This is a genomic window from Faecalibacterium sp. I3-3-89 (assembly GCF_023347275.1).
In the GTDB taxonomy this organism is placed as follows: domain Bacteria; phylum Bacillota; class Clostridia; order Oscillospirales; family Ruminococcaceae; genus Faecalibacterium; species Faecalibacterium butyricigenerans.
Genome location: NZ_CP094468.1, coordinates 707,481 through 734,220 on the forward strand (window position 1 = coordinate 707,481; position 26,740 = coordinate 734,220).

A 26,740-nucleotide genomic window follows, 5' to 3' on the forward strand; every position below is an offset into this window, starting at 1 on the left:
TGACAAGGCATCAGAGTTTTGCGCCGTCCACAGGAGCCTTCATTGTTGTACCCGAAGAAAACGAAAAATCCGAACCCTTCTCCAATCGGAAACAGGTTCGGATTTTTCTTGTTTGGTGGGCGCGGGTGGATTCGAACCACCGAAGCTGAAAGCAGCAGATTTACAGTCTGTCCCCATTGGCCACTCGGGAACACGCCCTTATACAGTTTTTTGCAGTCGAAGACTGCCTGTATATATTACCACTCGGGAGCGTGTTTGTCAACTGCTTTTTACAGCTTTTTCGGGAAAATCCGGATGCTGGACGGCATGGTTCAGTCGCGGGGACGGCCGTAGCGGTGGATCTTCTTGGAGGGGCGGCGGTCATGCTGGGCGTTGAGGAAGAGCCACGCGACATAGACGATGGCGCAGAGGGCGCTGACGCAGAGCACGACCCTGAGGTAGAGACTGCCGAAGAACTCCCGCAGCTTCGAGAGGGAGTAGAGCAGGCTGCTCTGGCTCACGTCCTGCCCGGCGATGAGGTTGACCATGCCGATGGTCTCGCCGGCCAGCTTCAGCTCCACCGTTCCGATGATGTCGCCCTGCTGAATGGGGGCGCAGACGTAGTCGGGCAGATGGAAATACTTCTGGGTCACGGTGCCGTCGCCCGAGGAGGGCAGGAGGGTCATCATGCTGTTGTCGGGGTAGAGCTTGAGGGTGTCGGTGTCGGAGGAATATTTGACGGGGATCTCGGCCAGTGCGAGGTCGGTGTCCAACGCGGGCTGGATGGAAAAGCTCTGGAACACCCAGTCGATAAGCCGGGTCGTCTCGTAGAGGGCCGGGCGGCGGTTGGCATAGCCGTAGGCGTCGCAGGTGTCAGGGCTTTGCATGATGCAGAAGATATAGGTCGAGCCGTTCTGATTGGCCCACGAAACATAGCTCTGGTCGCCGTGGTCGTTTTTGTAGGCCATCACGTCGCACATACCGCCCTGCATGGCCTTTCGGTAGAAGCTGCCGCCGCTGGTCTTGTTGAGCGCTACATTCTGGCTCAGGAGGACGAAGCTCTTGGCGTGCTTTTCCTTGGCGGGCATGGTGAAGGTGGGGGCGGACGAGATCTCCACGAAGGCATCAAAGCTCATCAGATACCGCAGGATAAGGTACATATCCACGGCTGTGGTCACATTGCCGCTGTCGAGGCCGCAGGCGTCCGTCCATGTGCTGCCGGTGGTGCCGATGCGCTGGGAGAGGGCATTCATCTGGCTCACCCAGCCGGCGAGGTCACCGCCCGAGAGGCTGTAGGCGAGGCCCATGGCGGCTTCGTTAGCGTTCCGCGTCACCATCGCATAGACGGCCTCCCGGTAGGTGAAGGTCTCGTTGGAGCGCATATCGGCGTTGTCGCTGTTGTGGACGTAGTCCGAGATGGCAAAGGGCATCTGGAAGGTATTGTCGAGCTGGTCGGCATAGTTTGTCAGCAGCAGTGCGATGGTCATATATTTGGTCAGCCCCCCGGCGGGCACCTGACGGGAGCTGTCCTTGTCGTAGACGATGATGTTGGTGTCTGTATTGACGACATAGGCGCTTCTGGCCTGCACCTCATAGAAGAGGCTGGGGTCGAAGAGGGCTGAGGCCGGTGCACACAGGCAGCTCAACAGCAAAACAAGGCTGAGAAACAGGGTAACGATACGTTTCATGTGGACATTTTCCTCAAAAAGCGATAATATATTATAGTATCGGACAAAAAGCATGGTCCGTTCACACAGAGCAGAAACAAGGCTCGCCAGAGGGGCCTTATACTTTATAATAACAGGTTTGATGGGGCGTGACAAGGCTTTTGGGTCGATTTCACACTCCGCACAGGGAGGCAGAGAATGGTATATCTTACGGGCGACACCCACGGCGAGCTGGACCGTTTCAAAGAAAGAGAACTGCGCCGGGCAGGCAAGGGCGACATCGTCATCGTGCTGGGCGATTTCGGCTTCGTGTGGGACGGCAGCAAGGCCGAGCAGAAGAAGCTGGACTGGCTGCGCAGACGGCCTTACACCCTCCTTTTCCTCGACGGAAGCCACGAGAACTACGACCTGCTGGAGCAGTATCCCACCGAGGAAAAATTCGGCGGGCTGGTGCAGCCGCTGGGCGGGGAGCTGTACCATGTCTGCCGGGGCAGCGTTTTGGAGCTGGAAGGGAAGAAATACCTCTGCTTCGGCGGTGCGGAAAGCCCGGACAAGGAAGAACGGGAGACCCACGTCAACTGGTGGCCGCAGGAGATGCCCTCGGACGAGGAATACGCCCGCTGCGAAGCTGCGCTGGAAGCAAACGGCTGGCAGGTAGATTATGTGCTGACCCACGACGCGCCAAGCAAGTTTCTGGATTTCAGCGTGCTGGCTGTGGGCGAGAGCAACCGGCTGCACCTCTTCCTCGACAAGGTCGTGATGAAGACGACCTACGAAAAGTGGTTCTTCGGCTGCTATCACCGGGACGTGCAGCTCTCCACCAAGAGCCGCTGCCTCTTCTGCGATGTGGTGAGCATCGGGGAGAAGAAAAAGTGGTGGCAGAAAAAGAGCAGACATTGAACCAGAAGGCCTCCGCAGTTTGACGCTGCGGGGGCCTTTTTTGCTGCTCCTCAGTTCATGGCCCCGGCCTGATCGAACATCTGCTCGACCTGACGGGCCAGCAGGGCGTGCTCAGGGCGCTCGAGGAGTGGGTCTGCGGCCAGCAGGGCCGCGGCCTCGCTCTGGGCGGCGTGGAGGGTGCGGGTGTCGTTCATGAGGTCGGCGACCTGTAAGGTCGGCAGGCCATGCTGGCGGCTCCCGAAGAAGTCGCCGGGGCCGCGGGTCTCGAGGTCGTACTGGGCCACAGCGAAGCCGTCGGAGGTGGAGCAGAGGAAGCGGAGCCGCTTCTGCACCGACTCGGAGGCGTTGTCGCTGACGAGGAAGCACCAGCTCTCCGCCGCGCCCCGGCCCACCCGTCCGCGCAGCTGGTGGAGGGCGCTCAGACCGTACCGCTCGGCATTCTCGATGACCATGACCGTGGCGTTTGGCACATCCACACCCACCTCGATGACGGTGGTGGAGACGAGGGCATCCAACCGCCCGGCCTTGAAATCCTCCATGACCTCGGCTTTTTCCTTCGGCTTGAGCCTGCCGTGCATCAGACCCACCCGGCGGTCGGGCAGCAGGGCCTTGGCGATGTCCTCGTAGTAGCTCTTGACGGCGTTAAGGCCGCTGCCGCCCGCGTCCTCGATGGCGGGGCAGACGATATACACCTGACGCCCGGCACCGATCTCCCGGTCGAGGAAGCCGTAGAGGTCGGCCCGCTTCTTGCCGGTGATGCAGCGGGTCTTGACCGGCTTGCGGCCCGGCGGCAGCTCGTCGAGGATGGAGATGTCGAGGTCGCCGTACATCAGAAGCCCCAGTGTCCGGGGAATGGGGGTGGCGCTCATGACCAGCAGGTGGGGGTTCGCGGCCTTTTCGGCCAGCAGGCCCCGCTGACGGACGCCGAAGCGGTGCTGCTCGTCCACGACGGCAAGCCCCAGCCGGGCGAAGCTCACGCCCTCGCTGAGGATGGCGTGGGTGCCCACGATGAGGTCGGCTTCGTCGTCCCGGATGGCGGCGAGGGTGGTGCGGCGCGGGGCAGCCTTCATCCCGCCTGTGAGCAGGGCCACCCGCATCCCGAAGGGGGCAAGCAGGCGGTTCAGGTTCTCGGCGTGCTGGCTGGCCAGGATTTCGGTGGGCGCCAGAAGCGCTGCCTGATACCCGGCCCGGATGCAGGCCCAGATGGCCGCAGCGGCCACCAGCGTCTTTCCGCTGCCCACGTCGCCCTGCAGGAGCCGGTTCATGGAGGTCTCACCCGCCATATCGGTCAGGATCTCTTCCACGGCCCGCCGCTGTGCGCCGGTGGGAGAAAAGGGGAGAGCGTCCCAGAAGGGGGAGACGTCGGCCTTTTGCATGGGCGCGCCGGTGGAGGCTGCGCCGTGGGTCTTCATCCGCCCGATGCCCAGCTGCAAGACCAGCAGTTCTTCGTAGATGAGCCGCCGCCGCGCCGCGAAGGCCTCCTCCTCAGAGGCAGGGCAGTGGATGGCCCGGACGGCGTCGGCCTTGGGGAGCAGGCGGTATTTTTTCAGCATCCCGGGGGGCAGGGGGTCGGGCAGAAGCTCGACGTGAGGGAGGAGCTGGCGCACACATTTGGCGATGGCGCTGCTGGTCAGCCCTTCGGTCTGTGGGTAGACGGCCTCGAAGGGGGAGGAGGCCACCTGTGCGTCGGTGCGCACCTGCGGGTTGACCATCTGGCGGCGGAGCATCCCGCCGGTCACGATGCCCTGAAAATAATATTCCTGTCCCAGCTCCAGCTTCTGGACCGCATAGGGATTGTTGAACCATGTGACCTCGAGGCTGGACACATCATCCCCGGCGGTGATGCGCTCCATCCGCCGCCCGCCCGGGAGGATGCGCCCGCCGGGCTTTGCGAATACCTCGGCCTTCACGACACACTCGGTGTCGCTGGGAGCTTCGGCGATGGAATAGGGCTTCGAGAAATCCAGATACCGGCGGGGATAGTGGCAGAGCAGGTCGCTGAGGGTCAGGATGCCCAGCTTCTCGAACCGCTCGGCGGTCTTAGGGCCGACGCCCTTGAGGTAGCGCACCGGAGTGTCCGGGGTGAGGGTGGTGTGAGACTCGGCAGGCATGGCGCGGCCTCCTTTCCGGAAAGTGATGATATGTCCATTGTATCACGGCGGAGGGCAAAAGAAAAGCGCCCCGCCGGAGCGGGGCGCGAAGATGTTCAGACCTTGCTGCCCATTCGGAACAGACCTTTGAGTCCCTCCCAGAAGGCCACGACCCGGGCGCGGGGGAGGAAGTAGTTGACCAGCAGCGCCATGATGACGCCGATAGCGGTGTCGAGGATGCGATTGAGCGCGTAGCTCACATAGCTCTCGATGGGGGTGCTGAACAGCACGATGCAGAGCACCACGCCGCCGGGCTGGACGCCGCCCGGCCAGAAATACTGGCACAGCAGGATGAGGATGACGGTGGCAGCGCCCAGCAGCACCGCCAGAAAAACGGTGTGGCCGCCCTGCGGATAGAACAGCAGATACACCCAGAACACACCGATGGACAGCAGGCCTCCGATGAGGGTGCCGAACAGTCGGTTGCCGCCGTTCTGGATGGAATCCCGCATATCGACGCCCATGCCGAAGATGACGCCGATGCAGGCAAAGGCCGGGTTGCGGCCAATGAGACAGTAGACGATGGCCACCAGCATGGCACTGACGGCAGTTTTGATGGTGCGCCAGCCCACATGGAGCTGGAAATCCTTGCGCGGGAACTCTGGCATGAGTCTGTATCCTCCTCTATTGATGCAGTTCTTAGCCGTTTTTTTGCGGACACGCCTAGCATAGCACAGAGCGAAGAGGGGGGACAAGACTTTTTGCGTAAGTAGATTATTTAACGAGAGCGGAAAACAAAAAATCCCGGATGCCTCAGCACCCGGGAATCTTTTGGAGGTGACGACCAGATTTGAACTGGTGGATGAGGGTTTTGCAGACCCTTGCCTTACCACTTGGCCACGTCACCATATTTGGAGCAACTGTTGCTGCTCCTTATGGAGCGGCCGACGAGGCTCGAACTCGCTACCTCCACCTTGGCAAGGTGGCGCTCTACCAGATGAGCTACGGCCGCATATTCGGTGCATTTACCCCTGCACCCATCATTTAATGATGCCCTGAAATAAATTCAAAGTAGGTAGAAGCTTTCGCTTCAAATGTGGCGACCCGGATCGGGCTCGAACCGACGACCCCCAGCGTGACAGGCTGGTGCTCTAACCAACTGAGCTACCGGGCCATACCGGAGCAACTGCTGCTGCTCCATAATGGAGCGGCCGACGAGGCTCGAACTCGCTACCTCCACCTTGGCAAGGTGGCGCTCTACCAGATGAGCTACGGCCGCATATTGGAAACCCTGCTGGGTTTCCTGACTGGTGCCTCCGATCGGAATCGAACCAATGACACGGGGATTTTCAGTCCCCTGCTCTACCGACTGAGCTACAGAGGCGCACCGGACGATGATTATTATACCTGAAATTTCGATTTTGTAAAGGGGTAAATGCAAATTTTTTTGAGAATTTTTGAATTTTCTTTATTTTTGCCGTGCCATCGACCAAAATAAGACAGACTTTTTCGGCGGTTTTGGGAGGGTAGGAGGAAAGGAGCAGAATGAGAAAGAAGAATTGACATTGGCAACAACCTATGGTTTAATGAAAAGGAATGACAAAAATCGCTTTTTTCCCGACAAGGGGAGATATATACCTATATATAGCAAAAGCGTTTGAGACGGCCCCGCAGCAGACCATTCCGGGGCCGGGAGGAGCAGCATGGCAAAAAAACAGGAATATGGCAACGAAAGCATTACCTCGCTGAAGGGCGCGGACCGTGTGCGCAAGCGCCCGGCCGTCATCTTTGGTTCGGACGGCGTGGAGGGCTGCGCACACTCCATCTTCGAGATCGTTTCGAACTCCATCGACGAGGCCCGCGACGGCCACGGCGACACCATCAACGTCACCCGCTGCAAGGATGGCAGCGTCATCGTCGAGGACTTTGGCCGCGGTATGCCCGTGGACTGGAACAAGGGCGAAGAGCGCTACAACTGGGAGCTGCTTTTCTGCGAGATGTACGCAGGCGGCAAGTACGGCGAGGGGGAGGATAACTACGAATTCAGCCTTGGCCTGAACGGTCTGGGCCTCTGCGCCACCCAGTACGCCTCGGCGTGGATGACCGCCGACATCTACCGCGACGGCTTCCACTATCATCTCGACTTCCAGAAGGGCGAGAATGTGGGTGGCCTGCACAAAGAGCCGTTCAAGGGACGCCGCACCGGCAGCATCATCCACTGGAAGCCGGACGACGAGGTCTTTACCGACATCGACGTGCCCGGCAGCTACTACAAGGATGTTCTCCGCCGTCAGGCCGTCGTCAACGCGGGCCTGACCCTCAACTTCACCGATGAGAAGGAGAAAGACCCGGCCACCGGCAAGCCGTGGAAGGAGAGCTGGTGCTACGAGCACGGCATCGCCGACTACGTCGCTGAGACGGCGGGCGAAGACAGCCTGACCCCGGTGTTCAGCTGCGAGAGCGAGGCCACCGGCCGCGACCGGGACGACCAGCCCGAATATAAGGTGAAGATGAGCGCGGCGTTCTGCTTCTCCAACAAGGTGCAGATGTTGGAGTATTACCACAACTCGTCCTGGCTCGAGCACGGCGGCAGTCCGGAGCACGCCGTCCGCACGGCCTTTGTCTACCAGATCAACAAGTATCTCAAGGACAAGAACCTCTATAAGAAGGGCGAGAGCGCCATCAGCTTTCAGGATGTGCAGGACTGTCTGGTCTACGTCTCGTCCAGCTTCTCCACCCGCACCAGCTACGAGAACCAGACCAAGAAGGCCATCACCAACAAGTTCGTCTCGCAGGCCATGACCGACTTCCTCAAGCACTATCTGGAGGTCTACTTCCTCGAAAAGCCCGACGAGGCCCAGAAGATCTGCCAGCAGGTGCTGGTCAACAAGCAGAGCCGTGAGCACGCCGAAAAGACGCGCCAGAGCATCAAAAAGACCCTCACGACCCAGATCGATCTCGCCAACCGGGTGCAGAAGTTCGTGGACTGCCGCACCAAGGACGCTTCCCGCCGGGAGCTGTATATCGTGGAGGGCGACTCGGCTATGGGCGCGGTCAAGACCAGCCGCGACAGCGAATATCAGGCCATCATGCCCATCCGGGGCAAGATCCTGAACTGCCTCAAGGCCGATTATGCCCGCATCTTCAAGTCGGACGTCATCGTGGATCTCATCAAGGTCATGGGCTGCGGCGTCGAGCTGGGCGGCAAGCACAATAAGGAGCTGGCCACCTTCAACCTCGACAACCTCCGCTTCAACAAGATCGTCATCTGTACCGATGCCGATGTGGACGGCTACCAGATCCGCACGCTGGTGCTCACCATGCTCTACCGGCTGACCCCCACCCTCATCAACGAGGGCTATGTCTATATCGCAGAGTCGCCGCTGTACGAGATCACGACAAAAGACCGTACCTATTTTGCCTACACCGAGCCGGAGAAGGCCACCTTCCTCGAGGAGATCGGCGACAAGAAATACACCATCCAGCGCTCGAAAGGTCTGGGCGAGAACGACCCCGAGATGATGTGGCTGACCACCATGAATCCCGAGAGCCGCCGCCTCATCAAGGTGATGCCCACCGACGTGGAGCGCACCGCGCAGGTGTTCGACATCCTGCTGGGCGACAACCTCGCCGGACGCAAGGAGCATATCGCCCAGCACGGCGCGGAGTATCTGGATGATCTGGATGTGTCTTAAAGAGGATAGAAAATGGCAAAGAAATCAAGCAAAAAGACCCTGAAGCCTGTCCGCCCCCAGCTGGGCGAGGGCGTCGAAATACTGAACGCTGGCAGCGTGCTGGAAGACCCCATCACCCGCACGCTGGAAACGAACTATATGCCCTACGCTATGAGTGTCATCGTCAGCCGCGCCCTGCCGGAGATCGACGGTTTCAAGCCCGCCCACCGCAAGCTGCTGTATACGATGTATGAGATGGGCCTCATCAAGGGTGCCCGCACCAAGTCGGCCAATATCGTGGGCAGCACCATGCACCTCAACCCCCACGGCGACGCCGCCATCTACGACACGATGGTGCGCATGGGCCGGGGCAACGAGAGCCTGCTGGTGCCCTTCGTGGACAGCAAGGGCAACTTCGGCAAGGCCTACAGCCGGGATATGTCCTGCGCCGCAGCCCGCTACACCGAAGCCAAGCTGGAAAGCGTCTGCGAAGAGCTGTTCCGGGACATCGACAAGGAGACGGTGGACTTCGTGCCCAACTACGACGGCACCACCACCGAGCCGACCCTGCTGCCCGTGACCTTCCCCACCATTCTGGCCAACAATACGCTGGGCATCGCCGTCGGCATGGCCTGCAACATCTGCTCCTTCAATCTGGCGGAGCTGTGCAACACCACCATCGCCCTCATGAAGGATGCCGGCCACGACATCGCCACCACCATGCCCGCCCCGGATTTCGTGGGCGGCGGTCAGATCTTATACGACGAAGCCCAGATGCGGGACATCTTCGAGAATGGCCGGGGCAGCGTGAAGGTACGCGCCCGCTACGCCGCTGTGCCGGGCGAAAATATGATCGAGATCACCCAGATCCCGCCCACCACCACGGTGGAAGCCATCATGGACAAGATCGCCGAGCTGGTCAAGACGGGCAAGGTCAAGGAGATCAGCGATATGCGCGACGAGACCGACCTGAACGGCCTCAAGCTCACCCTCGACCTCAAGCGGGGCGTGGACGCGGACAAGCTGATGGCCAAGCTCTTCAAGGCCACCCCGCTGGAAGACAGCTTCAGCTGCAACTTCAACATCCTCGTCTCGGGCCAGCCCCGGGTCATGGGCGTGCGGGAGATCTTGCAGGAGTGGACGGCCTTCCGGATGGAGTGCGTCCGCCGCCGCACCTACTACGACCTCCACGGCAAGGAAAAGCGCCTCCACCTGCTCAAGGGTCTGGCGGCGATTTTGATGGACATCGACAAGGCCATCCACATCATCCGCACCACGGAGGAGGAGACGGAGGTCGTGCCCAACCTGATGATCGGCTTTGGCATCGACGAAGTACAGGCCGACTATGTGGCGGAGATCAAGCTGCGCCATCTCAACCGGGAATATATCCTCAAGCGCACCGGCGAGATCGAGCAGCTGGAAGCCGACATCGCCGACCTGAACGACATCCTCGCAAAGCCCGCCCGCATCCGCAGGATCATCATCAAGGAGCTGGGCGACGTGGCAAAGAAGTACGGCCAGCCCCGCCGCAGCGAGATCCTGTACGACCTGCCCGAGGAAGAGGGCGGCGCCGAAGAAGAGGCCGTGCCGGATTATCCCGTCACCGTCTTCTTCACCCGCGAGGGCTACCTGAAGAAGATCCCGCCCCAGAGCCTCCGCACAGCCGGTGCCCACAAGCTCAAGGAGGGCGACGAGATCATCCGGCAGGTAGAGACGCGGAACAATGTGGAAGCGCTTTTCTTCACCGACCGGCAGCAGGTGTACAAGGTGCGTCTGGCGGAGCTGGAAGACGGCAAGGTGGCCCAGATGGGCATTTATCTGCCGGGCCGGCTGGGCATGGACGAGGGCGAAGCCATCCTCTCGATGGTCATCACCTCCGACTACAGCGGGCAGATGCTCTTCTTCTTTGCCAGCGGCAAGTGCGCGAAGATCCCGCTCAGCTCCTACGCCACCAAACAGAACCGCCGCAAGCTGCTGAAAGCCTACTGCGATAAGGAGCCGCTGGCGGCGATGCTCTTCCTCCCGGAGGAGACGGAGCTTGCCATCCGCACCAGTGCGGGCCGGATGCTGCTGGTCAGCACGGCGCAGATCGCCGCCAAGGCCACCCGCGACAGTCAGGGCGTGGCGGTCGTGACCCTGAAAAAGAACCAGACCATCGCCTCCGTCGTCCCGGCGGATACGCTGGAGCTGGCCAACCCCCACCGTTACCGCGTCCGCAGCCTGCCTGCGACCGGTGCGCTCATCCGGGCGGAGGATGAAGGGGAGCAGATGACGCTGCTGTGATTTTATAATTTATAAGATGAACGGGTGCGCGCGCTTGTGGCGCGGGTTAAATCGCTCTTACGGTGGGGCTTAGTTCTCTTTTGCGTGCCAAAAGAGAACCAGAAAAGCACCCGCTACTTTCGAGGCGCGGGAGGCACGAGAAAGGGGCTGCTCGCCCCTTTCAGACCCCGAAGGAGAGGTCGAAACGGAAAAAAGCTAGCCGCTGCGCTAAACGCTTTTTTCTCGTTTCTCCGACTTGCTGCTTCGCAGCTGGTGTTACGCCCTTGCAGGGCGTGAAGTTCAGCAGAGACGTGAAATCTTCGGCGGAGCCGTAAATGGGAGAAGCACAAAAAAATGCGTTTAGCGAAGCGGCTAGCATTTTTGGGCTTCGACTTCCTCTTTGGAATTGTTAAGGGCGAGCAGCCCTTAACTCGTTGCGGGGAGAGTGGAGTCCAGAGGTAGGGAGGGGGGAGTCGAAACACCCCTCCCTGCCTCTGGCCCGCGCGGAGCGCAAGCCGCTTGACCAAAAGAAAAAACTTAATCCGCGCTACCAGCGCGAGAACCATTTCTGGTTCTCTTTTGGCACGCAAAAGAGAACATTAGCCTTAACGAAAAAGCGCTCTGCCCCGCGCCACCAGCGCGAGATACCACACAATAAAAGAGGAACAATAACAATGCAGAACATCGACTTGATTTGCGTCGGCAAGCTCAACGCGAAGTATTTCGCCGAGGGCGTGGCCGAATACCAGAAGCGTCTGGCGGCGTTCGCGTCTTTCCGCATCGTCGAGCTGCCGGAGGAGAAGATCGAAGAGAAAAATGCCTCCGACGCTGTGGTGAAAAAAGCGCTGGACAAGGAGGGCAAAGCCATCCTCGCCAGCGCCCGCAAGGGCGCGGCCATCGTGGCCATGTGCATCGAGGGAAAGCAAATCTCCTCCGATGAGCTGGCGCAGTTCCTCGCCGACCGTGCAAACAGCGGGGCGGGGGATGTGGCTTTCGTCATCGGCTCATCCCACGGCCTCTCGGAGGAGGTCAAGCGTGCGGCGGCGCTCAAGTTCAGCATGGGCCGCATCACGATGCCCCATCAGCTGGCCCGCCTCGTCCTCACGGAACAGATCTACCGCGCCTGCACCATCAACGCGGGGATGAAGTATCATAAATAAGAATGGTGCGCAAAGGGCGCTGTCCGGGAACGGGCGGCGTCCTTTTTGCGTGGAGAGAGTGTGGAAAAGGGTAGGCTTTCTGTTGTCCAACCTCTCAGTCTCACTTCGTTCGACAGCTCCCCTTGTAGGGGAGCCTCTGGCGAAGAGGCAAAGCTTCATGGAATGCCAAGGCCTCCCCTCGATAGGAGCGGTTGTATTTCGCTGTCCCTTTCTGTGAATTTGTGGAAAATGCACGGTTTGGATAGAGATAATTTGTAAATGTGATAAAAATGCGAAAAAGATATTGACAAATCTATTCGGGGGGGGGGGGTATAATGAGGCCACAGGCCGACAGCCGGAAATGGATGGCCTGCCTGTATAATTTATTTTTACTTATGGAGGCAAAAAATCATGAAAATGGCAAAGAAACTTCTGGCCCTCGTCCTGACCGGCGTCATGGCAATGTCCATGCTGACCGGCTGCGCAAGCATCTCTTCTCGTCAGGTCGCTGACGAGCTGGAGGGTATGCTGAAGGCCGCTAACCCCAAGGCTACCGTCAAGGCTGTCGATGACGATCTGGCAAAAAAGGCAGTCGATGCTGCTAAGACCACTGACGGCAAGCTCAAGGCTGAGGCTACTCTGAAGGCTGACGTCAAGACTGCACTGAGCAAGGATAACAACGATAAGTACGTCTGGTACGACTGCTTTGAGACCAAGGATCTGAAGAAGGGTGATAAGGCTCAGAAGATCGCCAAGAAGATGATGCTCGTGATGCCCATTGCCACAACGATCAACACCGGTGCCGCTGTCAACTACAGTGACGTCAAGGTCGATGGCAAGAGCGGCACTGCCATCGAGGCTGGCAACGAGTTTAAGCTGAGCATGAAGGAGTTCACCATCGGCAGCGGCAAGGATGCAAAGGATTACGTCATGGTCGTTGTCACCTGCAAGGCTCAGGTCAAGTCTGCTTCCTGATTCTTCCAACTAAGCAATTCCCTATTTCTTCGATAAAAAATGGCACCAAGGCCCGGAGTGGAGACACCCCGGGCCTTGGTGTTTTCAGGGAAGGAACGCGGAAGAACAACGCGGTTTGGCCTTTACAATCCCCCCAAAACATGATAAAGTAAAGATAATGTGCTTTCGACAGGAAAGGCACGCCCGGCTGCGGGGAAAGCGGCCGGGAGAATACTACAACACGACACGGCAAACCAGCCGCGGACGGAAAGGATGTACTTACAATGGAACAGAGCGAAAAGACCCTTGATATGATCGTCAATCTCTGCAAGAACCGTGGTTATGTGTTCCCCGGCTCTGAGATCTACGGCGGTCTGGCCAATAGCTGGGACTACGGCCCTCTGGGCGTCGAGTTCAAGAACAACGTCAAGAAGGCATGGCTGAAGAAGTTCGTGCAGGAAAGCCCCTACAACGTCGGCCTCGATGCCGCCATCATCATGAACCCCCAGACTTGGGTGACGACCGGCCACGTTTCCAGCTTCTCTGACCCCCTGCTGGACTGCCGCGCCTGCAAGGCCCGCCACCGCGCCGATAAGCTCATCGGCGAGGAGCACCCCGAGGTCAACGTCGATGCCATGAGCTTCGACGAGATGGACACTTTCATCGCCGAGCACGAGGACATCGTCTGCCCCGTCTGCGGCAAGCATGACTTCACCCCCATCCGTAAGTTCAACCTGATGTTCAAGACCGCCATCGGCGTCACCGAGGACAGCTCTTCGACCTGCTATCTCCGCCCCGAGACCGCACAGGGCATCTTCGTCAACTTTGCCAACATCCAGCGCACCACCCGCCGCAAGCTGCCCTTCGGCGTGTGTCAGGTGGGCAAGGCTTTCCGCAACGAGATCACCCCGGGCAACTTCACCTTCCGCACCCGCGAGTTCGAGCAGATGGAGTGCGAGTTCTTCTGCAAGCCCGGCACCGACCTTGAGTGGTTCAGCTACTGGAAGGACTACTGCGAGAACTGGCTGCTGAGCCTTGGCATCAAGAAGGAGCATCTGCGCCTGCGTGACCACGAGCCTGCCGAGCTGGCCTTCTACAGCCGCGCTACCACTGACATCGAGTACGCCTTCCCGTTCACCGATTGGGGCGAGCTGTGGGGCATCGCAGACCGCACCAACTACGACCTGACCCGCCATCAGGAGGCCTCCGGCAAGAGCCTCGAGTATTTCGACAGCGAGACCAATGAGCACTACATCCCCTACGTCATCGAGCCGTCTCTGGGCTGTGACCGTGTGGCTCTGGCCTTCCTGTGCGAGGCCTACGACGAGGAGCACCTGACCGACAGCAAGGGCAAGGAGGACATCCGCACCGTTCTGCACCTGCATCCGGCTCTGGCTCCCTACAAGTGCGCCGTCCTGCCCCTGAGCAAGAAGCTGGGCGACAAGGCCATGGAGATCCGCAACGAGCTGAGCAAGTACTTCATGGTGGACTACGACGACACCGGCTCCATCGGCAAGCGCTACCGCCGCGAGGATGAGATCGGCACCCCGTACTGCATCACCGTGGACTTCGACACCGTGGGCGACGAGGCCAAGGGCATCGCAGCCGACAACTGCGTCACCGTCCGCGACCGCGACACCATGGAGCAGGTGCGTATGCCCATCTCCGAGCTGAAGAGCTACATCGAGAGCAAGATCGAGTTCTGATAAAAAACTTACTTTCGTGAGTAAAAACACAGCCCCGCCGTTGCATTTTCGGCGGGGCTGTTTTTTAATACAACGAAAGAAAGTGCTGTCTGGCAAACGGTCAGTACCTTTCCGGCAAGTCAATCACAAAGAATGACCGCACGAGTTTGGTAGGCACGGCGGTCATTTTTTGTTGAAAAACTACGGAATGTCTGTTATACTTAAAATATGAGAGTGCTGCCCACATACGGCAGGCGGTCTTGCAGCTCTTTGGCACGGTGTCAGGGAGCCTGCATTGCTGCACCCCTGACGCTTCACTGCGAAAGGGGGGATGGACCATGACGCTTTTGGAGACTTTAGCTCTGCTGACGCTGATTGCAACGGTCGGCTTTGGAATGTTCGACATCGCTTGGAAAATCTTCGGCAACAAAAAATGACCGCCCCCAGTCTCGCAAACTGAGCGGTCATTTTTGTGACTAGCCAAAGAGCGAAGACCGTTTGCCGGGCAACACTCTCTTTTTGTATCTATAGTATAGCACGATAACGTGAAAAAGGCAATGGATCTCCTGAAATTTCAAATATGGACAACTCCCCTGTAAATGGGTTATACTGTTAAGCAGAAAATGCACCGCCGTGTTCTGCACGGCAGAAAGGAATCTTTGTGGAAAACTTTGACATTCTTCTGAAAAAATATGCCGATTTCATCGTCCGGGTGGGCGTGAACCCTCAGCCGGGCCAGACCCTCATCATCAACTGCTGCCTCGAGGCCGCTCCGCTGGCCCGTCTGTGTGTGCGCAGCGCCTACGAGGCCGGTGCCCGTGACGTGCTGGTGAACTGGAGCGACAACGACGTCTCCCGCAGCCGGATGGAGCTGGGCAGCGAGGAGGCCCTGAGCGATTTCAAGTCGTGGCAGCTGCGCCGCTACCTCGACTACGCCGAGAGCGAGGGCAGCGTCTGCGTCCTCCACATCCATGCCGACGACCCCGAGGTCTACGCCGGTCTGGACGGTGCGAAGATCAGCCGGGTGAACGCCGGTCAGCGCAAGTTCATGGCCCCGTGGCGGGAGTACACCATGAACGACCGCGTCCAGTGGTCCATCGCCGCCATGCCCAGCGCCCCGTGGGCCAAGAAGATGTTCCCGGAGCTGGACGAGGCTGCCGCCGTCGAGAAGCTCTGGAAGCTCATCTTCGACGTCTGCCGGGTGACGAACGGCGACCCGGTCAACGAGTGGAAGGCCCATCTCGACCGTCTGACCGACCTGAAAAACAAGATGAACGCCCTCGACCTCGAGAGCGTCCACTTCGAGAGCGCCAACGGCACCGACCTGACCGTGGGCATCGCCGATAAGGCCACTTGGGAGAGCGCCGCCAGCGTCAGCGAGAAGGGCGTGGTCTTCCTGCCCAACATCCCCACCGAGGAGGTCTTCACCGCACCCCACAAGGACAAGGTGGACGGCATCGTCTACGGCACCAAGCCCTACGTCTTCAATGGCCAGCTCATCAAGGGCTTCCATGTTACCTTCAAGGATGGCCGGGTCGTGGAGCACGGGGCTGAGGAGGGCGCAGAGCTGCTGGGCCAGCTGTTGGACACCGACGAGGGCGCACGCAGCATCGGCGAGGTGGCGCTGGTGCCTGCCTCCAGCCCCATCAACCGCAGCGGCGCGCTGTTCTACAGCACCCTTTTCGACGAGAACGCTGCCTGCCACATCGCCTTCGGTGCCAGCTACCCCGGCACCACCGAGAACGGCACCCGCCTGTCGAAGGACGAGCTGCTGGCCCGGGGCATGAACCAGTCCACCATCCACGAGGATGTCATGGTCGGCGCGGAGGACAGCCATATCACCGGCAAATGCCGCGACGGCCGCACCGTGGAACTCTTCCGCGACGGCGTCTGGGTGCTGTGAGAAGAGGATTTTTCACGAAAAAGCTTGCATAATTCGCAAGAGTATGCTATATTCTAGTAGTACGCTATAGTTTTATTGGAAAGTGGGCCGCAAGGTCCGCTTTTCTTGTTTGTTTGGAGGTTTTTTATGGCGAAGCAGTCTGGCGGCAATACCGCCCAGAGAGTCGAAGCGCTTGTCCGCCCCACCGTGGAGGGCATGGGCCTGCGCCTGTGGGATGTGGTCTTTGAGAAGGAAGGGCCGGACTGGTATCTTCGCGTGCTCATCGACAAGGACGGCACCATGGACACCGACACCTGTGCGGAAGTGTCCCACGCGCTGGACCCCATCCTTGATGAGGCAGACCCCATCGACCAGAGCTATTATCTCGAGGTGGGCAGCCCCGGCCTTGGCCGTAAGCTGACCCGCCCGGAGCACTATGAGGCGCTCAAGGGCGAAAAGATCGGCGTCAAGCTCATCCGCCCTAACGCCGACGGCGTGCGCGAGTTTGCCGGCATCCTCAAAGGCCGTGAGGGCAGCACCGTCACGGTCGAGACCGAGAACGGCCCGGTGAGCTTTGAGGTGAGCGCTGCATCCAGCGTCCATCTCTGTGATGATGAACACCTGTTTGACTGAAAACAGCTCTCCCGGGGGGAGAGCCAAAGAGGAACCGAGAGAAGATACAATATAAACTAGGAGGAACCCGAAAAATGGCAGCAGCGAACAACGAATTTTTTGAAGCTCTCTCCATGCTGGAGCACGAGCGCGGCATTACGGCAGAGTACCTGATCGACAAGATCAAGGCTGCTATCATCATTGCCGTGAAGAAGAACTATGAGGTCGAGGACGACCACGTCATGGTCGAGATCGACCCCGAGACCGGCAAGTTCAACGTCGCCCTCATTCAGGACGTCGTGGCCGACGAGGACTGGTACGACGAGCACAGCGAGATCGGCATCACCGAGGCACAGCACATCCGCAAGAGCTATCAGGTGGGCGACCGGGTCGTGACCCCCCTCAAGACCAAGGACTTCGGCCGCATCGCCGCCCAGACCGCAAAGCACGTCATCCGTCAGGGCATCCGCGAGGCCGAGCGCAGCCAGCAGCTGAGCGAGATCCAGTCCCGCGCCCACGACATCGTGCAGGCCACCGTCACCCGCGTTGACCCCGAGAAGGGCATCGTTGCTCTCGATCTGGGCAAGGGCGGCGAGGCCATCCTGCCCCGCAACGAGCAGGTGCCCGGCGAGGTGTATACCGAGGGACAGATGCTGCAGGTCTACATCGTGGATGTGGTGGCCAGCGAGCGCGGCCCCCGCGTCATGATCAGCCGCACCCACCCCGGCCTCGTCAAGCGTCTGTTCGAGCTGGAGGTGCCCGAGATCTATGACGGCACCGTCGAGGTCAAGGCCATCAGCCGCGAGGCCGGTGCCCGCACCAAGATGGCCGTCTGGTCCAAGGACCCCAACGTCAACCCCGTCTCCGCCTGCATCGGCCCCCACGGCGACCGTGTGGCCGCTGTGGTCGAGAAGCTGGGCGGCGAGAAGATCGACATCGTGAAGTGGAGCGAGGATGTCTCCGAGTTCATCTCCGCTGCCCTCAGCCCCGCCAAGGTGGTCAAGGTCGAGCTTCTGCCCGGCGAGACCCGCTCCTGCCGCGTGACCGTGCCCGACCAGCAGCTGAGCCTTGCCATCGGCAATAAGGGCCAGAACGCCCGTCTGTGCGCCCGCCTGACCGGCTACAACATCGACATCCGCCCCGAGAGCGGCTACTACGGCGAGGAAGAGCCGAAGGCTGCCGAGGCGGAGAAGACCGAAGACACCGCCGCAGAATAAGCGCAGAACACCTGCCGAAGGAGGGAAAACCGGATGGCACAAAAAAAGATCCCTGCCCGCCAGTGCATCGGCTGCATGACCAGCCGCCCCAAGAAGGAGCTGGTGCGTGTGGTGCGCGCACCCAGCGGAGAGATCAGCATCGACCCCGTGGGCAAGAAGCCCGGCCGCGGTGCTTACCTCTGCCCGGATGCCGCCTGCCTTGCAAAGGCAAAGAAGAAGAAGGCGCTGGAACGCTGCTTTGAGCAGCCGGTCCCCGCCGAGGTATACGATGCACTGGCCCAGCAGCTGGCCGGTGTGGAAGTGGAAAAGGAGGCTGACCGCGATGGCAAAGAAGCATAACGCCCCCGAAAAACCGGCCCTCGAGCCGAAGGAGGCCCTGTTTCAGGCCGTGAGCCTCTGCCGCAAGGCGGGCGCACTGACCATGGGCTTCGATGCAGTGGAGGAGGCCGTCGTCAAGGGCAAGGCGTGGCTGGTCATGACCGCGTCGGACGCCAGCGCCAAGACCGTGCAGCGGCTCAACTACGCTGTGGGCGATATGGTGGACGTCATCCCCATGCCGCTGACACAGGATAAGCTGGCTGACATCAGCCGCAAACCGGTGGCCGTGTATGCTGTCACCGACCGCAACCTCGCCAAGCTCTGCTTTGACCGGCTGACGGCGTGCGGAGCGATTCAAAATGAGGAGGATATGAGCGAATGACCGTAAAATATAAAGTGAGCGATTTTGCAAAGGACCTGAGCATCTCTGCCAAGAAGGTCCTCGATGAACTGAACGCCATGGGCAGCACCGGCAAGAAGAACAGCTCCACTCTGGAGGAGAACGAGCTGAACTTCCTGCTGGAGAAGTTCAGCAAGGACAACAGCGTCAAGAACCTCGATGAGTTCCTGAACAGCGCCAAGGCCCCCAAGGCCGAGGCAAAGCCTGCCGAGAAGAAGGCAGAGCCGAAGGCGGAGAAGAAGCCGGAGGCCAAGAGCGAGAAAAAGCCCGAGCCTGCAAAGGCTGAGGCAAAGCCCGCCGCCAAGCACGACAACGGCAAGAAGCCCGAGCAGCACAAGAAGCGGGAGGAGAAGACCGTCTCCCTGCGGGATCTGGCCCGTGAGACCGGCGCAAAGGCTACCGCTGCCCCTGCACAGTCCGTCTCCGTCCGCCGCGAGGACAATCAGGTGACGGTGGACACCCGCACTGTCGATATGAACGTGGACCGCTTCGATGCCCGCTACGACGATCTGGCCTCCACCAAGAACACCGAAAACCGCCGCAAGCCCACCCCGCAGGGCAACAAGCAGAAGTTCACCCAGCGCGGCCAGCGCCAGCGCCAGCAGTTCCAGAAGGGCAAGCGCGAGACCGAGTTCGAGCGTCTGCAGCGCATCCAGCTGGAAAAGGCCCGCAACGCACAGCTGAAGGTCCTTATCCCCGATGAAATCACCGTCGGCGAGCTGGCCGCCCGCCTGAAGCAGCAGGCAGGCAAGGTCATCGCCAAGTTCATGCAGATGGGCGAGATGCACGCCATCAACGACGTCATCGACTTCGATACCGCTTCTCTGCTGGCCGAGGAGTTCCACGCCAAGGTCGAGAAGGAAGTCCACGTCACCATCGAAGAGCGCCTGTTCACGCAGGAGGAGGACGCACAGGAAGACCTCGTCACCCGTCCCCCGGTCGTCTGCGTCATGGGCCACGTTGACCACGGCAAGACCAGTATCCTCGACGCCATCCGCAAGACCAACGTCACCGCAGGCGAGGCCGGCGGCATCACGCAGGCCATCGGCGCCTATCAGGTCAAGGTCAACGACAGCCTCATCACCTTCCTCGATACCCCGGGCCATGAGGCATTCACCTCCATGCGTGCCCGCGGCGCCAACATGACCGACATCGCCGTTCTGGTCGTTGCTGCCGATGACGGCATCATGCCCCAGACCGTCGAGTCCATCAACCACGCCAAGGCTGCCAACGTCAAGCTCATCGTGGCCATGAACAAGATGGATAAGCCCACCGCCAACCCCGAGCGTGTGATGGAAGGCCTGACCAAGTACGGCATCATCACCGAGGACTGGGGCGGCGACGTGGCCTGCATCCCCGTCTCTGCCCTGACCGGCATGGGCATCAACGACCTGCTGGAGCGCATCGCGCTGGAGGCCGAGGTCATGGAGCTGAAGGCCAACCCCAACCGCCGCGCCAAGGGTGCTGTCGTCGAGGCCCGTCTGGATAAGGGTCAGGGTCCCATCGCTACCATTCTGGTGCAGAACGGCACCCTCCACTCCGGCGATGTCATCATCGCCGGTACCGCTGTGGGCCGCGTGCGCACCATGCGCAGCGACAAGGGTGTGCTGCTGAACGACGCAGGCCCCTCCACCCCCGTGGAGATCACCGGTCTGACCGCTGTGCCGGAGGCCGGCGACCTGTTCGAGGCCGTCGAGGACGAGCGTCTGGCTCGTGAGCTGGCCGAGCAGCGTGTTGCCGCCGCCAAGGAGAAGCAGTTCTCCTCCTTCCAGAAGGTCACGCTGGATAACCTGTTCAGCCAGATGGCACAGAACGACATGAAGGAGCTGGCCATCGTCGTCAAGGCGGATGTGCAGGGTTCCGCCGAGGCCGTCAAGCAGAGCCTCGAGAAGATCTCCAACGAGGAGGTCCGCGTCCGCGTCATCCACGCCGGTGTCGGTGCCATCAGCAAGTCCGACGTCGATCTGGCCGACGCCTCCAACGCTATCATCATCGGCTTCAACGTCCGCCCCGACAATGTGGCGAAGGAAGAGGCTGCGGCCACCAAGGTCGAGATGCGGATGTACCGCGTCATCTACGACGCCATCAACGACGTCACCGACGCTATGAAGGGTATGCTGGCTCCCAAGTTCCGCGAGGTGTCTCTGGGCGAGCTGCAGGTCCGTCAGGTCTACAAGATCAGCAACGTCGGCACCGTCGCAGGCTGCCGCGTCACCAGCGGCAAGATCACCCGCGACAGCAAGGTGCGCGTCGTCCGTGACGGCATCGTCATCACCGAGGACGAGATCGCATCGCTGAAGCGCTTTAAGGACGACGCCAAGGAAGTGGCCGAGGGTTACGAGTGCGGCGTCACTCTGGCAAAGTTTGCCGACGTCAAGGAAGGCGACGTCTACGAGGCCTTCAAGATGGAAGAATACCGCGACTAAGAGTTGAAGGTACTGTTATCACCGCCCATCGGGCGGTGATAACAGACTTTTTAGAGGAGAAACTATGTCTCAGAAAAATATGGGCCGTCTGGCGCAGGACATGAAGCGTGAGCTGATCGCCATCATCGGACGGCTGAAGGACCCGCGGCTGGAGGGCGGTCTGCTGACCGTCACCCGGCTGGATGTGACGCCGGATCTGGACGTGGCAAAGGTCTATGTGAGCGTGATGGGCCGCGAGGACGGCCCCAAGCCTGCCATCGAGGCCCTGAACCGCGCCGCAGGCCATGTGCGCACCGAAGTGAGTAAAAAGATGCACATCCGCAAGGCACCCCGCTTCATCTTTGTGGAGGACGACGGTGCCGCCTATGCAGCCCACATCAACGAGCTGCTCCGCACGCTGAATGTGAATGGCGATGCCGAGGAGACTCAGCCCGCCGAGACCGAGGAATAAATCCAGCGCTGCGGAAAGGATGATCCATCGAATGACAGAACAGCTCAATGTGCAGCAGATGGCCCAGCGCCTCTGTGCTGCGGACAACATTTTGATCCTGTGTCATAAAAACCCGGACGGCGACACCATCGGCTGCGGCAGCGCCCTCTGCCACGCGCTCAAGGCGCTGGGCAAGACGGCGGCTGTCCTCTGCTCCGATGCAGTGCCCTCCCGCTACAGCTTTACCGCGCCGGTGATGTTCCGGGGCGGCTTCGAGCCGAAGACCGTCGTGGCCGTGGACGTTGCCAGCGTGCAGCTCTTCGGCGAAAACAACGGCGTGCCCCAGTATACCCGCCACATCGATCTCTGCATCGACCACCACGCGGGCAACAGCGGCTATGCGGACTTCACCCTGCTGGACGGCAGCGCGGCCGCAGCGGCAGAGCTTTTGTATGAGGTCATCAGCGAGATGGGCGTGGAGATCACCCCCCTCATCGCCAACTGCCTTTACACCGGCCTTGCCACCGACACCGGCTGCTTCCGCTTCTCGTCCACCACGGCCAACACCCACCTTGTGGCGGCGAAGCTCATTCTGGCGGGCGCGCAGCTGGAAGAGCTGAACACTCTGCTCTTTGACACCAAGCCCCGGGAGCGGATGGAGGCCGAGCGCATCGCCCGCAACCATCTGGAATATCATCTGGACGACCGCTGCGCCCTGATGTACCTTACCCGCGACGAGATCGAGCAGAGCGGCGTGGACCCTGCGGATCTGGAGGAGCTGACCAGCCTGCCCATCAGCATCGAGGGCGTCAAAGTGGGGCTACTGCTCCGCCAGCAGCCCGGCGGCAGCTACCGCATCAGCGTGCGCACCGCCAAGGGCGTGGACGCCTGCGCCATCGCGCGGCGTCTGGGCGGCGGCGGCCACACCCGCGCGGCGGGCTGTGAGCTGCTGGGCAACCTCGACAACGCCAAGAACGCCATTCTGGCCGAAGTGCAGGCGGAGCTTGACCGCCCCGAGATGCAGGAGGAAGGCTGATGCAGGGCATCCTGATCGTAGATAAGCCGATGGACTGGACCAGCTTCGACGTCATCGCCAAGCTGCGCGGTATCCTCGGTACCCGCAAGCTGGGCCACAGCGGCACCCTCGACCCCATGGCCACCGGCGTTCTGCCGGTGTTCTGCGGCGGGGCCAGCAAGGCTGTGGACCTTCAGCTCGACCACACCAAGACCTACTGCGCCCGGCTGAAGCTGGGGCTGCGCACCGACACCGGCGACATCACCGGCACCGTGCTGGAAACGGCCCCGGTGACGGCGGGGGAGGCCGAGCTGCTGGCGGTGCTGCCCCGGTTCCTCGGCCCGCAGATGCAGACGCCGCCCATGTATTCGGCGGTCAAGCTCAACGGCCAGCCCCTCTATAAGCTGGCCCGCGAGGGCGTGACCGTGGAGCGGAAGGCCCGCCCCATCGAGATACTGGACATCCGGTACGGCGGCAGCCCGGCGGAGAACGAATACGTCCTCACGGTCCGCTGCTCCAAGGGCACCTATATCCGTACCCTGCTGGAGGACATCGCTGCGGCGATGGGCCAGAAGGGCACCATGAGCGCTCTGCGCCGGACGACGGCAGGCGTCTACACCGAGGCCGACGCCCACACGCTGGAAGAGATCCAGGCCGCGAAGGACGCAGGCCCCGAGGCGCTGCAGGCGCTGATGCTGCCGGTGGAGAGCGTGTTCGAGTCTCTGCCCCTGCTGGTGGTGGAGCCGAGGGTGGAGCAGCATCTTTACAATGGCTGCCCCACCAGCCGCTACCCGGCGGCAGATGGCCGCTACCGCGTGCGCAGCGCCGGGGGACAGTTCCTCGGGCTTGCAAAGATCACCGGCGGCGTGCTCAAGGTCGAAAAACTCTTCGTAGAGAGAAACGAAAAGGACTAAACATTCATGCAGATCTATTCGCAGCTTGCGCCGCTTGCGCTGGGCGGTGCCCACGGCTCTGCTGTGGCAATGGGCTTTTTTGACGGCATCCACATCGGCCACCGGGCTGTCATCGGCAGCGCGGTGGAGTGGGCCAAAGCCCATGGCGCGGCCCCGGTGGTCTTCACCTTCCGCCTGCCCGCCGAGAACAAGATGAAGGGCAAGCGGCTGCTCTCCACCGAGGACAAGCACGCCCTCATCGCCAGCCTCGGCGTCGAGCACTACCTCTGCCCCGATTTCGAGGAGATCAAGGCCATGACGCCCGAGCAGTTCGTGCTGGGCATCATCCGGGACTGCAACGCCCGGGCGCTGTTCTGCGGCGAGAACTTCACCTTTGGTGCCAAGGCGGCGGGCACGCCGGAGCTGCTGCGTCAGCTCTGCGCACCGCTGGGCGTGGAGGTGATCGTCCTGCCGATGGCGCAGTTCGAGGAGAAACCGGTCTCCTCCACCCGCATCCGCACTGCTCTGGAGGGCGGCGACATCCCGGCGGCCAACGCCATGCTGGGGATGCCCTACGCCATCCGCTTCACGGTGCACCACGGGGCGGGCCTTGGCCGGACGCTGGGGGTGCCCACCATCAACCAGATCTATCCGCAGGGCTTCCAGCTGCCCCGGTACGGCATCTATATCACCCGCACCAAGATCGGAGAGCACTGGTATCCTTCGGCCACTGGTCTCGGCACCCGGCCCACCGTCAACAGCGACGAGAGCAAGGTGACCTGTGAGACCTTCATCCCGGGCTTTACCGGCGACCTTTACGGCACCGACCCGGTGGTGGAGTTCCACGCCTACCTCAGCCCCAGCAAAAAGTTCGACACGCTGGATGAGCTGCGGGGCTGCATCGACCACGCAGCGAAGCGCGCACAGGAATACTTTGCGGAGTGACGGCACCGTCCGCTGAACAAAAAGAAAGAAGCACCCTGCTGATGCGCTTGCATCGGCGGGGTGCTTTCTGCTTGGTCAAAAGTAGAAGCCCGAAAGGTAAAGGTGCTCCACGGTCTCTTTTTCGGCGTCGGAGAGGGAGGCGTCTGCGGCCATGGCGGCGCGGATGCTCTCCCGGGTGTCGGGGTAGGCAGAGAGGGAGGAAAAGCACGCAGTGCTGTCCGCGTCGAGCCGGAGGACGGTGCGGCTCTGGGGCGTCCATTCCGCCCAGCCCGGGGTGCCGCTGGTCATGAAATCGGCGAGGGACTGCTTCAGGCGGGAGGAGAGGGCCTGTGCACCCTCGGAGGAGAGGTCGGCGCAGCGGGAGAAGCTGCTCTCGCCCGACAAAAGGGCCAGCAGGATGCCGTGGAAGGAGCCGAGGCCCGGGAGGACGGTGCGGCTGTCGGCCCCGCCGTAGTCGATGAGGCCCAGCCAGACCGGTGCGCTGCCGCCCAGCGCCTCGGCGAGGGCCTCGGTGCTGCTCCACCGGCAGAGGGCCGAGCCGTACCGGACGGCGTAGGCCCGGGCCGGGCCGGAGGCGGGCCGCAGGTCGTCCCGGACGAGGCCGCTGAACTCAGTAGCGCTGCTCAGGAGCAGGAGGGGGACGGCGCTCCGGGCATCCCGGGGGAGCAGCGCCTCGTCGGCATAGAGGATGGAGGGCGCACCGAGGGCCGCGATGCGGGCCGGTTCGAGGCCGCAGAGCCACTCCCGGACGTCAGCCCCCGGCGTCAGCAGCCATCCGGCGGCGGAAGCCGGGTCGGCAAACAGGCCGTCCTCCACGGCCAGCGGCGCGAAGCGCTCGGCCAGCTGACGGGCCGAAGCGTCCGGGTCGGCCAGAGACCAGCCGCCCGAGAGCGCAATGGCCCTCTGGAAACGGCCCCGGGAGAGGGGGCTGGCCGCGAGGGCAGCCGCCATCCGTCCGCCGTCGGAAAAGCCGCAGAGGGTGATGCTGGCCCCATCGCCGCCGAAGTGGTGGATGTTCTCCTTCACCCAGTCCAGCGCCCGGAGGATGTCCAGCAGGGCAAAGTTCCCGGCGGTGTCTGAACCGGCGGTGAGGGCGGGCAGGCAGTTCCAGCCGAACAGCCCCAGCCGGTAACTGAGGGCCACGAAGACGCAGCCGGTGTCCCGCACAAGTGCGCTGCCGGGCAGCTCCTGCGGCGAGCCGGAGAAAGCGCTGCCATGGAGATAGACGAGGACGGGCCGCTTTTTTGCCTCCGGCACGGAATAGATGTCCAGCGTCAGACAGTCCTCGGTGCCGAGGGGGAAGCTGGTGTGCTGATACGCTGCCGGGGCGGGGGCGGTGCAGTCCCGCACTGTCCGCCAGCGGGCAGGCTCTCGGGGGGATGTCCAGCGGTCCTCGCCTGTGGGTGCGGCCCCGTAGGGGATGCCGTACCAGCAGAGGGTGCCATCCTCCCGCGCCCTGCCCCGCACCGGGCCATACTGAGTCGGGCGGAGGGGCGTGACGGGGGAGAACAGGCCGTTTTCGGATGGGGAAGGAGCGGCATCGGCCGGGCAGAGCGGGCAGGCCAGCGCCGCTGCGGCGGCTGCGCTCCCTTTCAGGAAGCTGCGGCGGGAAAATTCACATAACATATAGAGATACCTCATTCTGATAACAGACAGATTATACCATGACTCGACAGAAAAACAATATCCTCATTTTTGCACATCTGTAAAAATTTTTCTTGCTTTTTACGGTCGTTTCTGTTATACTAGCACTGTTACCGCGATACGGGGCTGGGAGTATGCCCATCCGGGAGTACCGTTTTCCCGCTGCTGTGCCGTCGGCAAATAAAATTTTATAAAGAGGTACTGTTACTATGAACAAGCAGGAAGTTATGGCCAAAGTCGCTCTGACCGAGAAGGATACTGGCTCCCCCGAGGTTCAGGTCGCTCTGCTGACCGCTCACATCAACGAGCTGAACGAGCATCTGAAGAAGAACCCGAACGATCACCACAGCCGCCGTGGTCTGATGAAGATGGTTGGCCGCCGCCGCAATCTGCTGGCCTACCTCCAGAAGAAGGACATCGAGCGTTACCGTGCTCTGATCGCAACTCTGGGTCTGCGTAAGTAATAGAAAACAGAGGGCAGGTACCGCAATGTGGTGCCTGCCCTTTGCTCTTTTTTGTTGGATTTTCCCTTGTATCCCAAGCTCTGGAACAAATAGGCCGCTGCTGCGTGTTGCAGCAGTAAATCGAGCGCCTGTGCCTTGGTACGG

General features: G+C 61.1%; 21 protein-coding genes and 6 tRNA genes. 17 read left to right on the forward strand and 10 right to left on the reverse strand.

What is annotated here, in order from left to right:
- Positions 1-113 precede the first annotated feature (113 nt).
- Both MTP38_RS03355 and MTP38_RS03360 read right to left on the reverse strand, forming a co-directional pair.
- Positions 114-198: transfer RNA gene (locus MTP38_RS03355), tRNA-Tyr, on the reverse strand.
- Between the two features lie 113 nt (positions 199-311).
- Positions 312-1,667: a D-alanyl-D-alanine carboxypeptidase family protein gene (locus tag MTP38_RS03360; RefSeq protein WP_249234267.1), complete on the reverse strand. Its 1,356-nt coding sequence runs from the start codon at positions 1,665-1,667 to the stop codon at positions 312-314.
- A 177-nt stretch (positions 1,668-1,844) separates the two neighbouring features.
- Between MTP38_RS03360 and MTP38_RS03365 the strand changes: the two genes are divergently transcribed.
- Entirely contained in the window at positions 1,845-2,546 is a 702-nt protein-coding gene (locus MTP38_RS03365) for a metallophosphoesterase family protein (RefSeq protein WP_227621915.1), read from the forward strand.
- A 50-nt stretch (positions 2,547-2,596) separates the two neighbouring features.
- Here MTP38_RS03365 and recG read toward each other — a convergent pair whose 3' ends face one another.
- From recG to MTP38_RS03400, 7 genes are all read right to left on the reverse strand, one after another.
- Entirely contained in the window at positions 2,597-4,657 is a 2,061-nt protein-coding gene (recG, locus tag MTP38_RS03370) for an ATP-dependent DNA helicase RecG (protein WP_249234268.1), read from the reverse strand.
- A 95-nt stretch (positions 4,658-4,752) separates the two neighbouring features.
- Complete coding sequence (locus MTP38_RS03375) at positions 4,753-5,304, reverse strand: FUSC family protein (protein WP_249234269.1); 552 nt, start codon at positions 5,302-5,304, stop codon at positions 4,753-4,755.
- A gap of 164 nt (positions 5,305-5,468) precedes the next feature.
- Positions 5,469-5,543, reverse strand: a tRNA-Cys gene (locus MTP38_RS03380).
- Between the two features lie 29 nt (positions 5,544-5,572).
- Positions 5,573-5,648 (reverse strand) — tRNA-Gly (locus tag MTP38_RS03385).
- Between the two features lie 85 nt (positions 5,649-5,733).
- A tRNA-Asp gene (locus tag MTP38_RS03390) sits at positions 5,734-5,810 on the reverse strand.
- A 29-nt stretch (positions 5,811-5,839) separates the two neighbouring features.
- Positions 5,840-5,915 (reverse strand) — tRNA-Gly (locus tag MTP38_RS03395).
- Positions 5,916-5,944: 29 nt separating this feature from the next.
- A tRNA-Phe gene (locus MTP38_RS03400) sits at positions 5,945-6,020 on the reverse strand.
- Between the two features lie 319 nt (positions 6,021-6,339).
- On the opposite strand from MTP38_RS03400, the gene MTP38_RS03405 reads away from it, so the two are divergent.
- The 15 genes from MTP38_RS03405 (at position 6,340) to ribF (ending at position 24,488) form a co-directional block, all read left to right on the forward strand.
- The gene (locus tag MTP38_RS03405; protein WP_227621923.1) at positions 6,340-8,331 is read left to right on the forward strand and encodes a DNA gyrase/topoisomerase IV subunit B; all 1,992 of its coding nucleotides are present in this window, start codon (positions 6,340-6,342) and stop codon (positions 8,329-8,331) included.
- 12 nt (positions 8,332-8,343) lie between these two features.
- Complete coding sequence (locus MTP38_RS03410; RefSeq protein ID WP_227621922.1) at positions 8,344-10,593, forward strand: DNA gyrase subunit A; 2,250 nt, start codon at positions 8,344-8,346, stop codon at positions 10,591-10,593.
- A 653-nt stretch (positions 10,594-11,246) separates the two neighbouring features.
- Positions 11,247-11,732: a 23S rRNA (pseudouridine(1915)-N(3))-methyltransferase RlmH gene (rlmH, locus tag MTP38_RS03415; protein WP_227620306.1), complete on the forward strand. Its 486-nt coding sequence runs from the start codon at positions 11,247-11,249 to the stop codon at positions 11,730-11,732.
- A 390-nt stretch (positions 11,733-12,122) separates the two neighbouring features.
- Positions 12,123-12,686: a hypothetical protein gene (locus MTP38_RS03420; RefSeq protein ID WP_249234270.1), complete on the forward strand. Its 564-nt coding sequence runs from the start codon at positions 12,123-12,125 to the stop codon at positions 12,684-12,686.
- Positions 12,687-12,949: 263 nt separating this feature from the next.
- The gene (locus tag MTP38_RS03425; RefSeq protein ID WP_249234271.1) at positions 12,950-14,371 is read left to right on the forward strand and encodes a glycine--tRNA ligase; all 1,422 of its coding nucleotides are present in this window, start codon (positions 12,950-12,952) and stop codon (positions 14,369-14,371) included.
- A gap of 640 nt (positions 14,372-15,011) precedes the next feature.
- Positions 15,012-16,253 (forward strand): aminopeptidase, encoded by a 1,242-nt coding sequence (locus MTP38_RS03430; RefSeq protein WP_249234272.1) that lies wholly within the window; start codon positions 15,012-15,014, stop codon positions 16,251-16,253.
- A gap of 126 nt (positions 16,254-16,379) precedes the next feature.
- A complete protein-coding gene (gene rimP, locus MTP38_RS03435) occupies positions 16,380-16,865 on the forward strand; it encodes a ribosome maturation factor RimP (RefSeq protein WP_227620310.1) in 486 nt (161 codons plus the stop codon).
- 74 nt (positions 16,866-16,939) lie between these two features.
- Complete coding sequence (nusA, locus tag MTP38_RS03440) at positions 16,940-18,061, forward strand: transcription termination factor NusA (protein ID WP_227620311.1); 1,122 nt, start codon at positions 16,940-16,942, stop codon at positions 18,059-18,061.
- Positions 18,062-18,094: 33 nt separating this feature from the next.
- The gene (gene rnpM, locus MTP38_RS03445) at positions 18,095-18,400 is read left to right on the forward strand and encodes an RNase P modulator RnpM (protein ID WP_227620312.1); all 306 of its coding nucleotides are present in this window, start codon (positions 18,095-18,097) and stop codon (positions 18,398-18,400) included.
- Positions 18,384-18,761 carry a L7Ae/L30e/S12e/Gadd45 family ribosomal protein gene (locus MTP38_RS03450; RefSeq protein WP_227620313.1) on the forward strand — a complete coding sequence of 126 codons (378 nt, stop codon included), beginning with the start codon at positions 18,384-18,386 and terminating at the stop codon, positions 18,759-18,761. The genes rnpM and MTP38_RS03450 overlap by 17 nt, the downstream gene beginning before the upstream one ends.
- Positions 18,758-21,205 carry a translation initiation factor IF-2 gene (gene infB, locus MTP38_RS03455; RefSeq protein WP_249234273.1) on the forward strand — a complete coding sequence of 816 codons (2,448 nt, stop codon included), beginning with the start codon at positions 18,758-18,760 and terminating at the stop codon, positions 21,203-21,205. Before MTP38_RS03450 ends, infB begins: the two co-directional genes overlap by 4 nt.
- A 64-nt stretch (positions 21,206-21,269) precedes the next feature.
- A complete protein-coding gene (rbfA, locus tag MTP38_RS03460; protein ID WP_227620315.1) occupies positions 21,270-21,656 on the forward strand; it encodes a 30S ribosome-binding factor RbfA in 387 nt (128 codons plus the stop codon).
- Positions 21,657-21,687: 31 nt separating this feature from the next.
- A complete protein-coding gene (locus MTP38_RS03465; protein WP_227620316.1) occupies positions 21,688-22,671 on the forward strand; it encodes a DHH family phosphoesterase in 984 nt (327 codons plus the stop codon).
- Complete coding sequence (truB, locus tag MTP38_RS03470) at positions 22,671-23,564, forward strand: tRNA pseudouridine(55) synthase TruB (RefSeq protein WP_249234274.1); 894 nt, start codon at positions 22,671-22,673, stop codon at positions 23,562-23,564. The genes MTP38_RS03465 and truB overlap by 1 nt, the downstream gene beginning before the upstream one ends.
- Before the next feature lie 6 nt (positions 23,565-23,570).
- Entirely contained in the window at positions 23,571-24,488 is a 918-nt protein-coding gene (gene ribF / locus MTP38_RS03475) for a riboflavin biosynthesis protein RibF (protein WP_227620318.1), read from the forward strand.
- A gap of 75 nt (positions 24,489-24,563) precedes the next feature.
- Here ribF and MTP38_RS03480 read toward each other — a convergent pair whose 3' ends face one another.
- The gene (locus tag MTP38_RS03480; protein ID WP_249234275.1) at positions 24,564-26,114 is read right to left on the reverse strand and encodes a carboxylesterase family protein; all 1,551 of its coding nucleotides are present in this window, start codon (positions 26,112-26,114) and stop codon (positions 24,564-24,566) included.
- 227 nt (positions 26,115-26,341) lie between these two features.
- Between MTP38_RS03480 and rpsO the strand changes: the two genes are divergently transcribed.
- Positions 26,342-26,596 (forward strand): 30S ribosomal protein S15, encoded by a 255-nt coding sequence (rpsO, locus tag MTP38_RS03485; RefSeq protein ID WP_005933138.1) that lies wholly within the window; start codon positions 26,342-26,344, stop codon positions 26,594-26,596.
- The last annotated feature ends 144 nt before the right edge of the window (positions 26,597-26,740 follow it).

Bases quoted from the DNA above. Each gene is read 5' to 3' on its own strand.
- MTP38_RS03360 (WP_249234267.1), bottom strand. From the start codon at position 1,667: ATGAAACGTATCGTTACCCTGTTTCTCAGCCTTGTTTTGCTGTTGAGC.
- MTP38_RS03365 (WP_227621915.1), top strand. From the start codon at position 1,845: ATGGTATATCTTACGGGCGACACCCACGGCGAGCTGGACCGTTTCAAA.
- recG (WP_249234268.1), bottom strand. From the start codon at position 4,657: ATGCCTGCCGAGTCTCACACCACCCTCACCCCGGACACTCCGGTGCGC.
- MTP38_RS03375 (WP_249234269.1), bottom strand. From the start codon at position 5,304: ATGCCAGAGTTCCCGCGCAAGGATTTCCAGCTCCATGTGGGCTGGCGC.
- MTP38_RS03405 (WP_227621923.1), top strand. From the start codon at position 6,340: ATGGCAAAAAAACAGGAATATGGCAACGAAAGCATTACCTCGCTGAAG.
- MTP38_RS03410 (WP_227621922.1), top strand. From the start codon at position 8,344: ATGGCAAAGAAATCAAGCAAAAAGACCCTGAAGCCTGTCCGCCCCCAG.
- rlmH (WP_227620306.1), top strand. From the start codon at position 11,247: ATGCAGAACATCGACTTGATTTGCGTCGGCAAGCTCAACGCGAAGTAT.
- MTP38_RS03420 (WP_249234270.1), top strand. From the start codon at position 12,123: ATGAAAATGGCAAAGAAACTTCTGGCCCTCGTCCTGACCGGCGTCATG.
- MTP38_RS03425 (WP_249234271.1), top strand. From the start codon at position 12,950: ATGGAACAGAGCGAAAAGACCCTTGATATGATCGTCAATCTCTGCAAG.
- rimP (WP_227620310.1), top strand. From the start codon at position 16,380: ATGGCGAAGCAGTCTGGCGGCAATACCGCCCAGAGAGTCGAAGCGCTT.
- nusA (WP_227620311.1), top strand. From the start codon at position 16,940: ATGGCAGCAGCGAACAACGAATTTTTTGAAGCTCTCTCCATGCTGGAG.
- rnpM (WP_227620312.1), top strand. From the start codon at position 18,095: ATGGCACAAAAAAAGATCCCTGCCCGCCAGTGCATCGGCTGCATGACC.
- MTP38_RS03450 (WP_227620313.1), top strand. From the start codon at position 18,384: ATGGCAAAGAAGCATAACGCCCCCGAAAAACCGGCCCTCGAGCCGAAG.
- infB (WP_249234273.1), top strand. From the start codon at position 18,758: ATGACCGTAAAATATAAAGTGAGCGATTTTGCAAAGGACCTGAGCATC.
- rbfA (WP_227620315.1), top strand. From the start codon at position 21,270: ATGTCTCAGAAAAATATGGGCCGTCTGGCGCAGGACATGAAGCGTGAG.
- MTP38_RS03465 (WP_227620316.1), top strand. From the start codon at position 21,688: ATGACAGAACAGCTCAATGTGCAGCAGATGGCCCAGCGCCTCTGTGCT.
- truB (WP_249234274.1), top strand. From the start codon at position 22,671: ATGCAGGGCATCCTGATCGTAGATAAGCCGATGGACTGGACCAGCTTC.
- ribF (WP_227620318.1), top strand. From the start codon at position 23,571: ATGCAGATCTATTCGCAGCTTGCGCCGCTTGCGCTGGGCGGTGCCCAC.
- MTP38_RS03480 (WP_249234275.1), bottom strand. From the start codon at position 26,114: ATGTTATGTGAATTTTCCCGCCGCAGCTTCCTGAAAGGGAGCGCAGCC.
- rpsO (WP_005933138.1), top strand. From the start codon at position 26,342: ATGAACAAGCAGGAAGTTATGGCCAAAGTCGCTCTGACCGAGAAGGAT.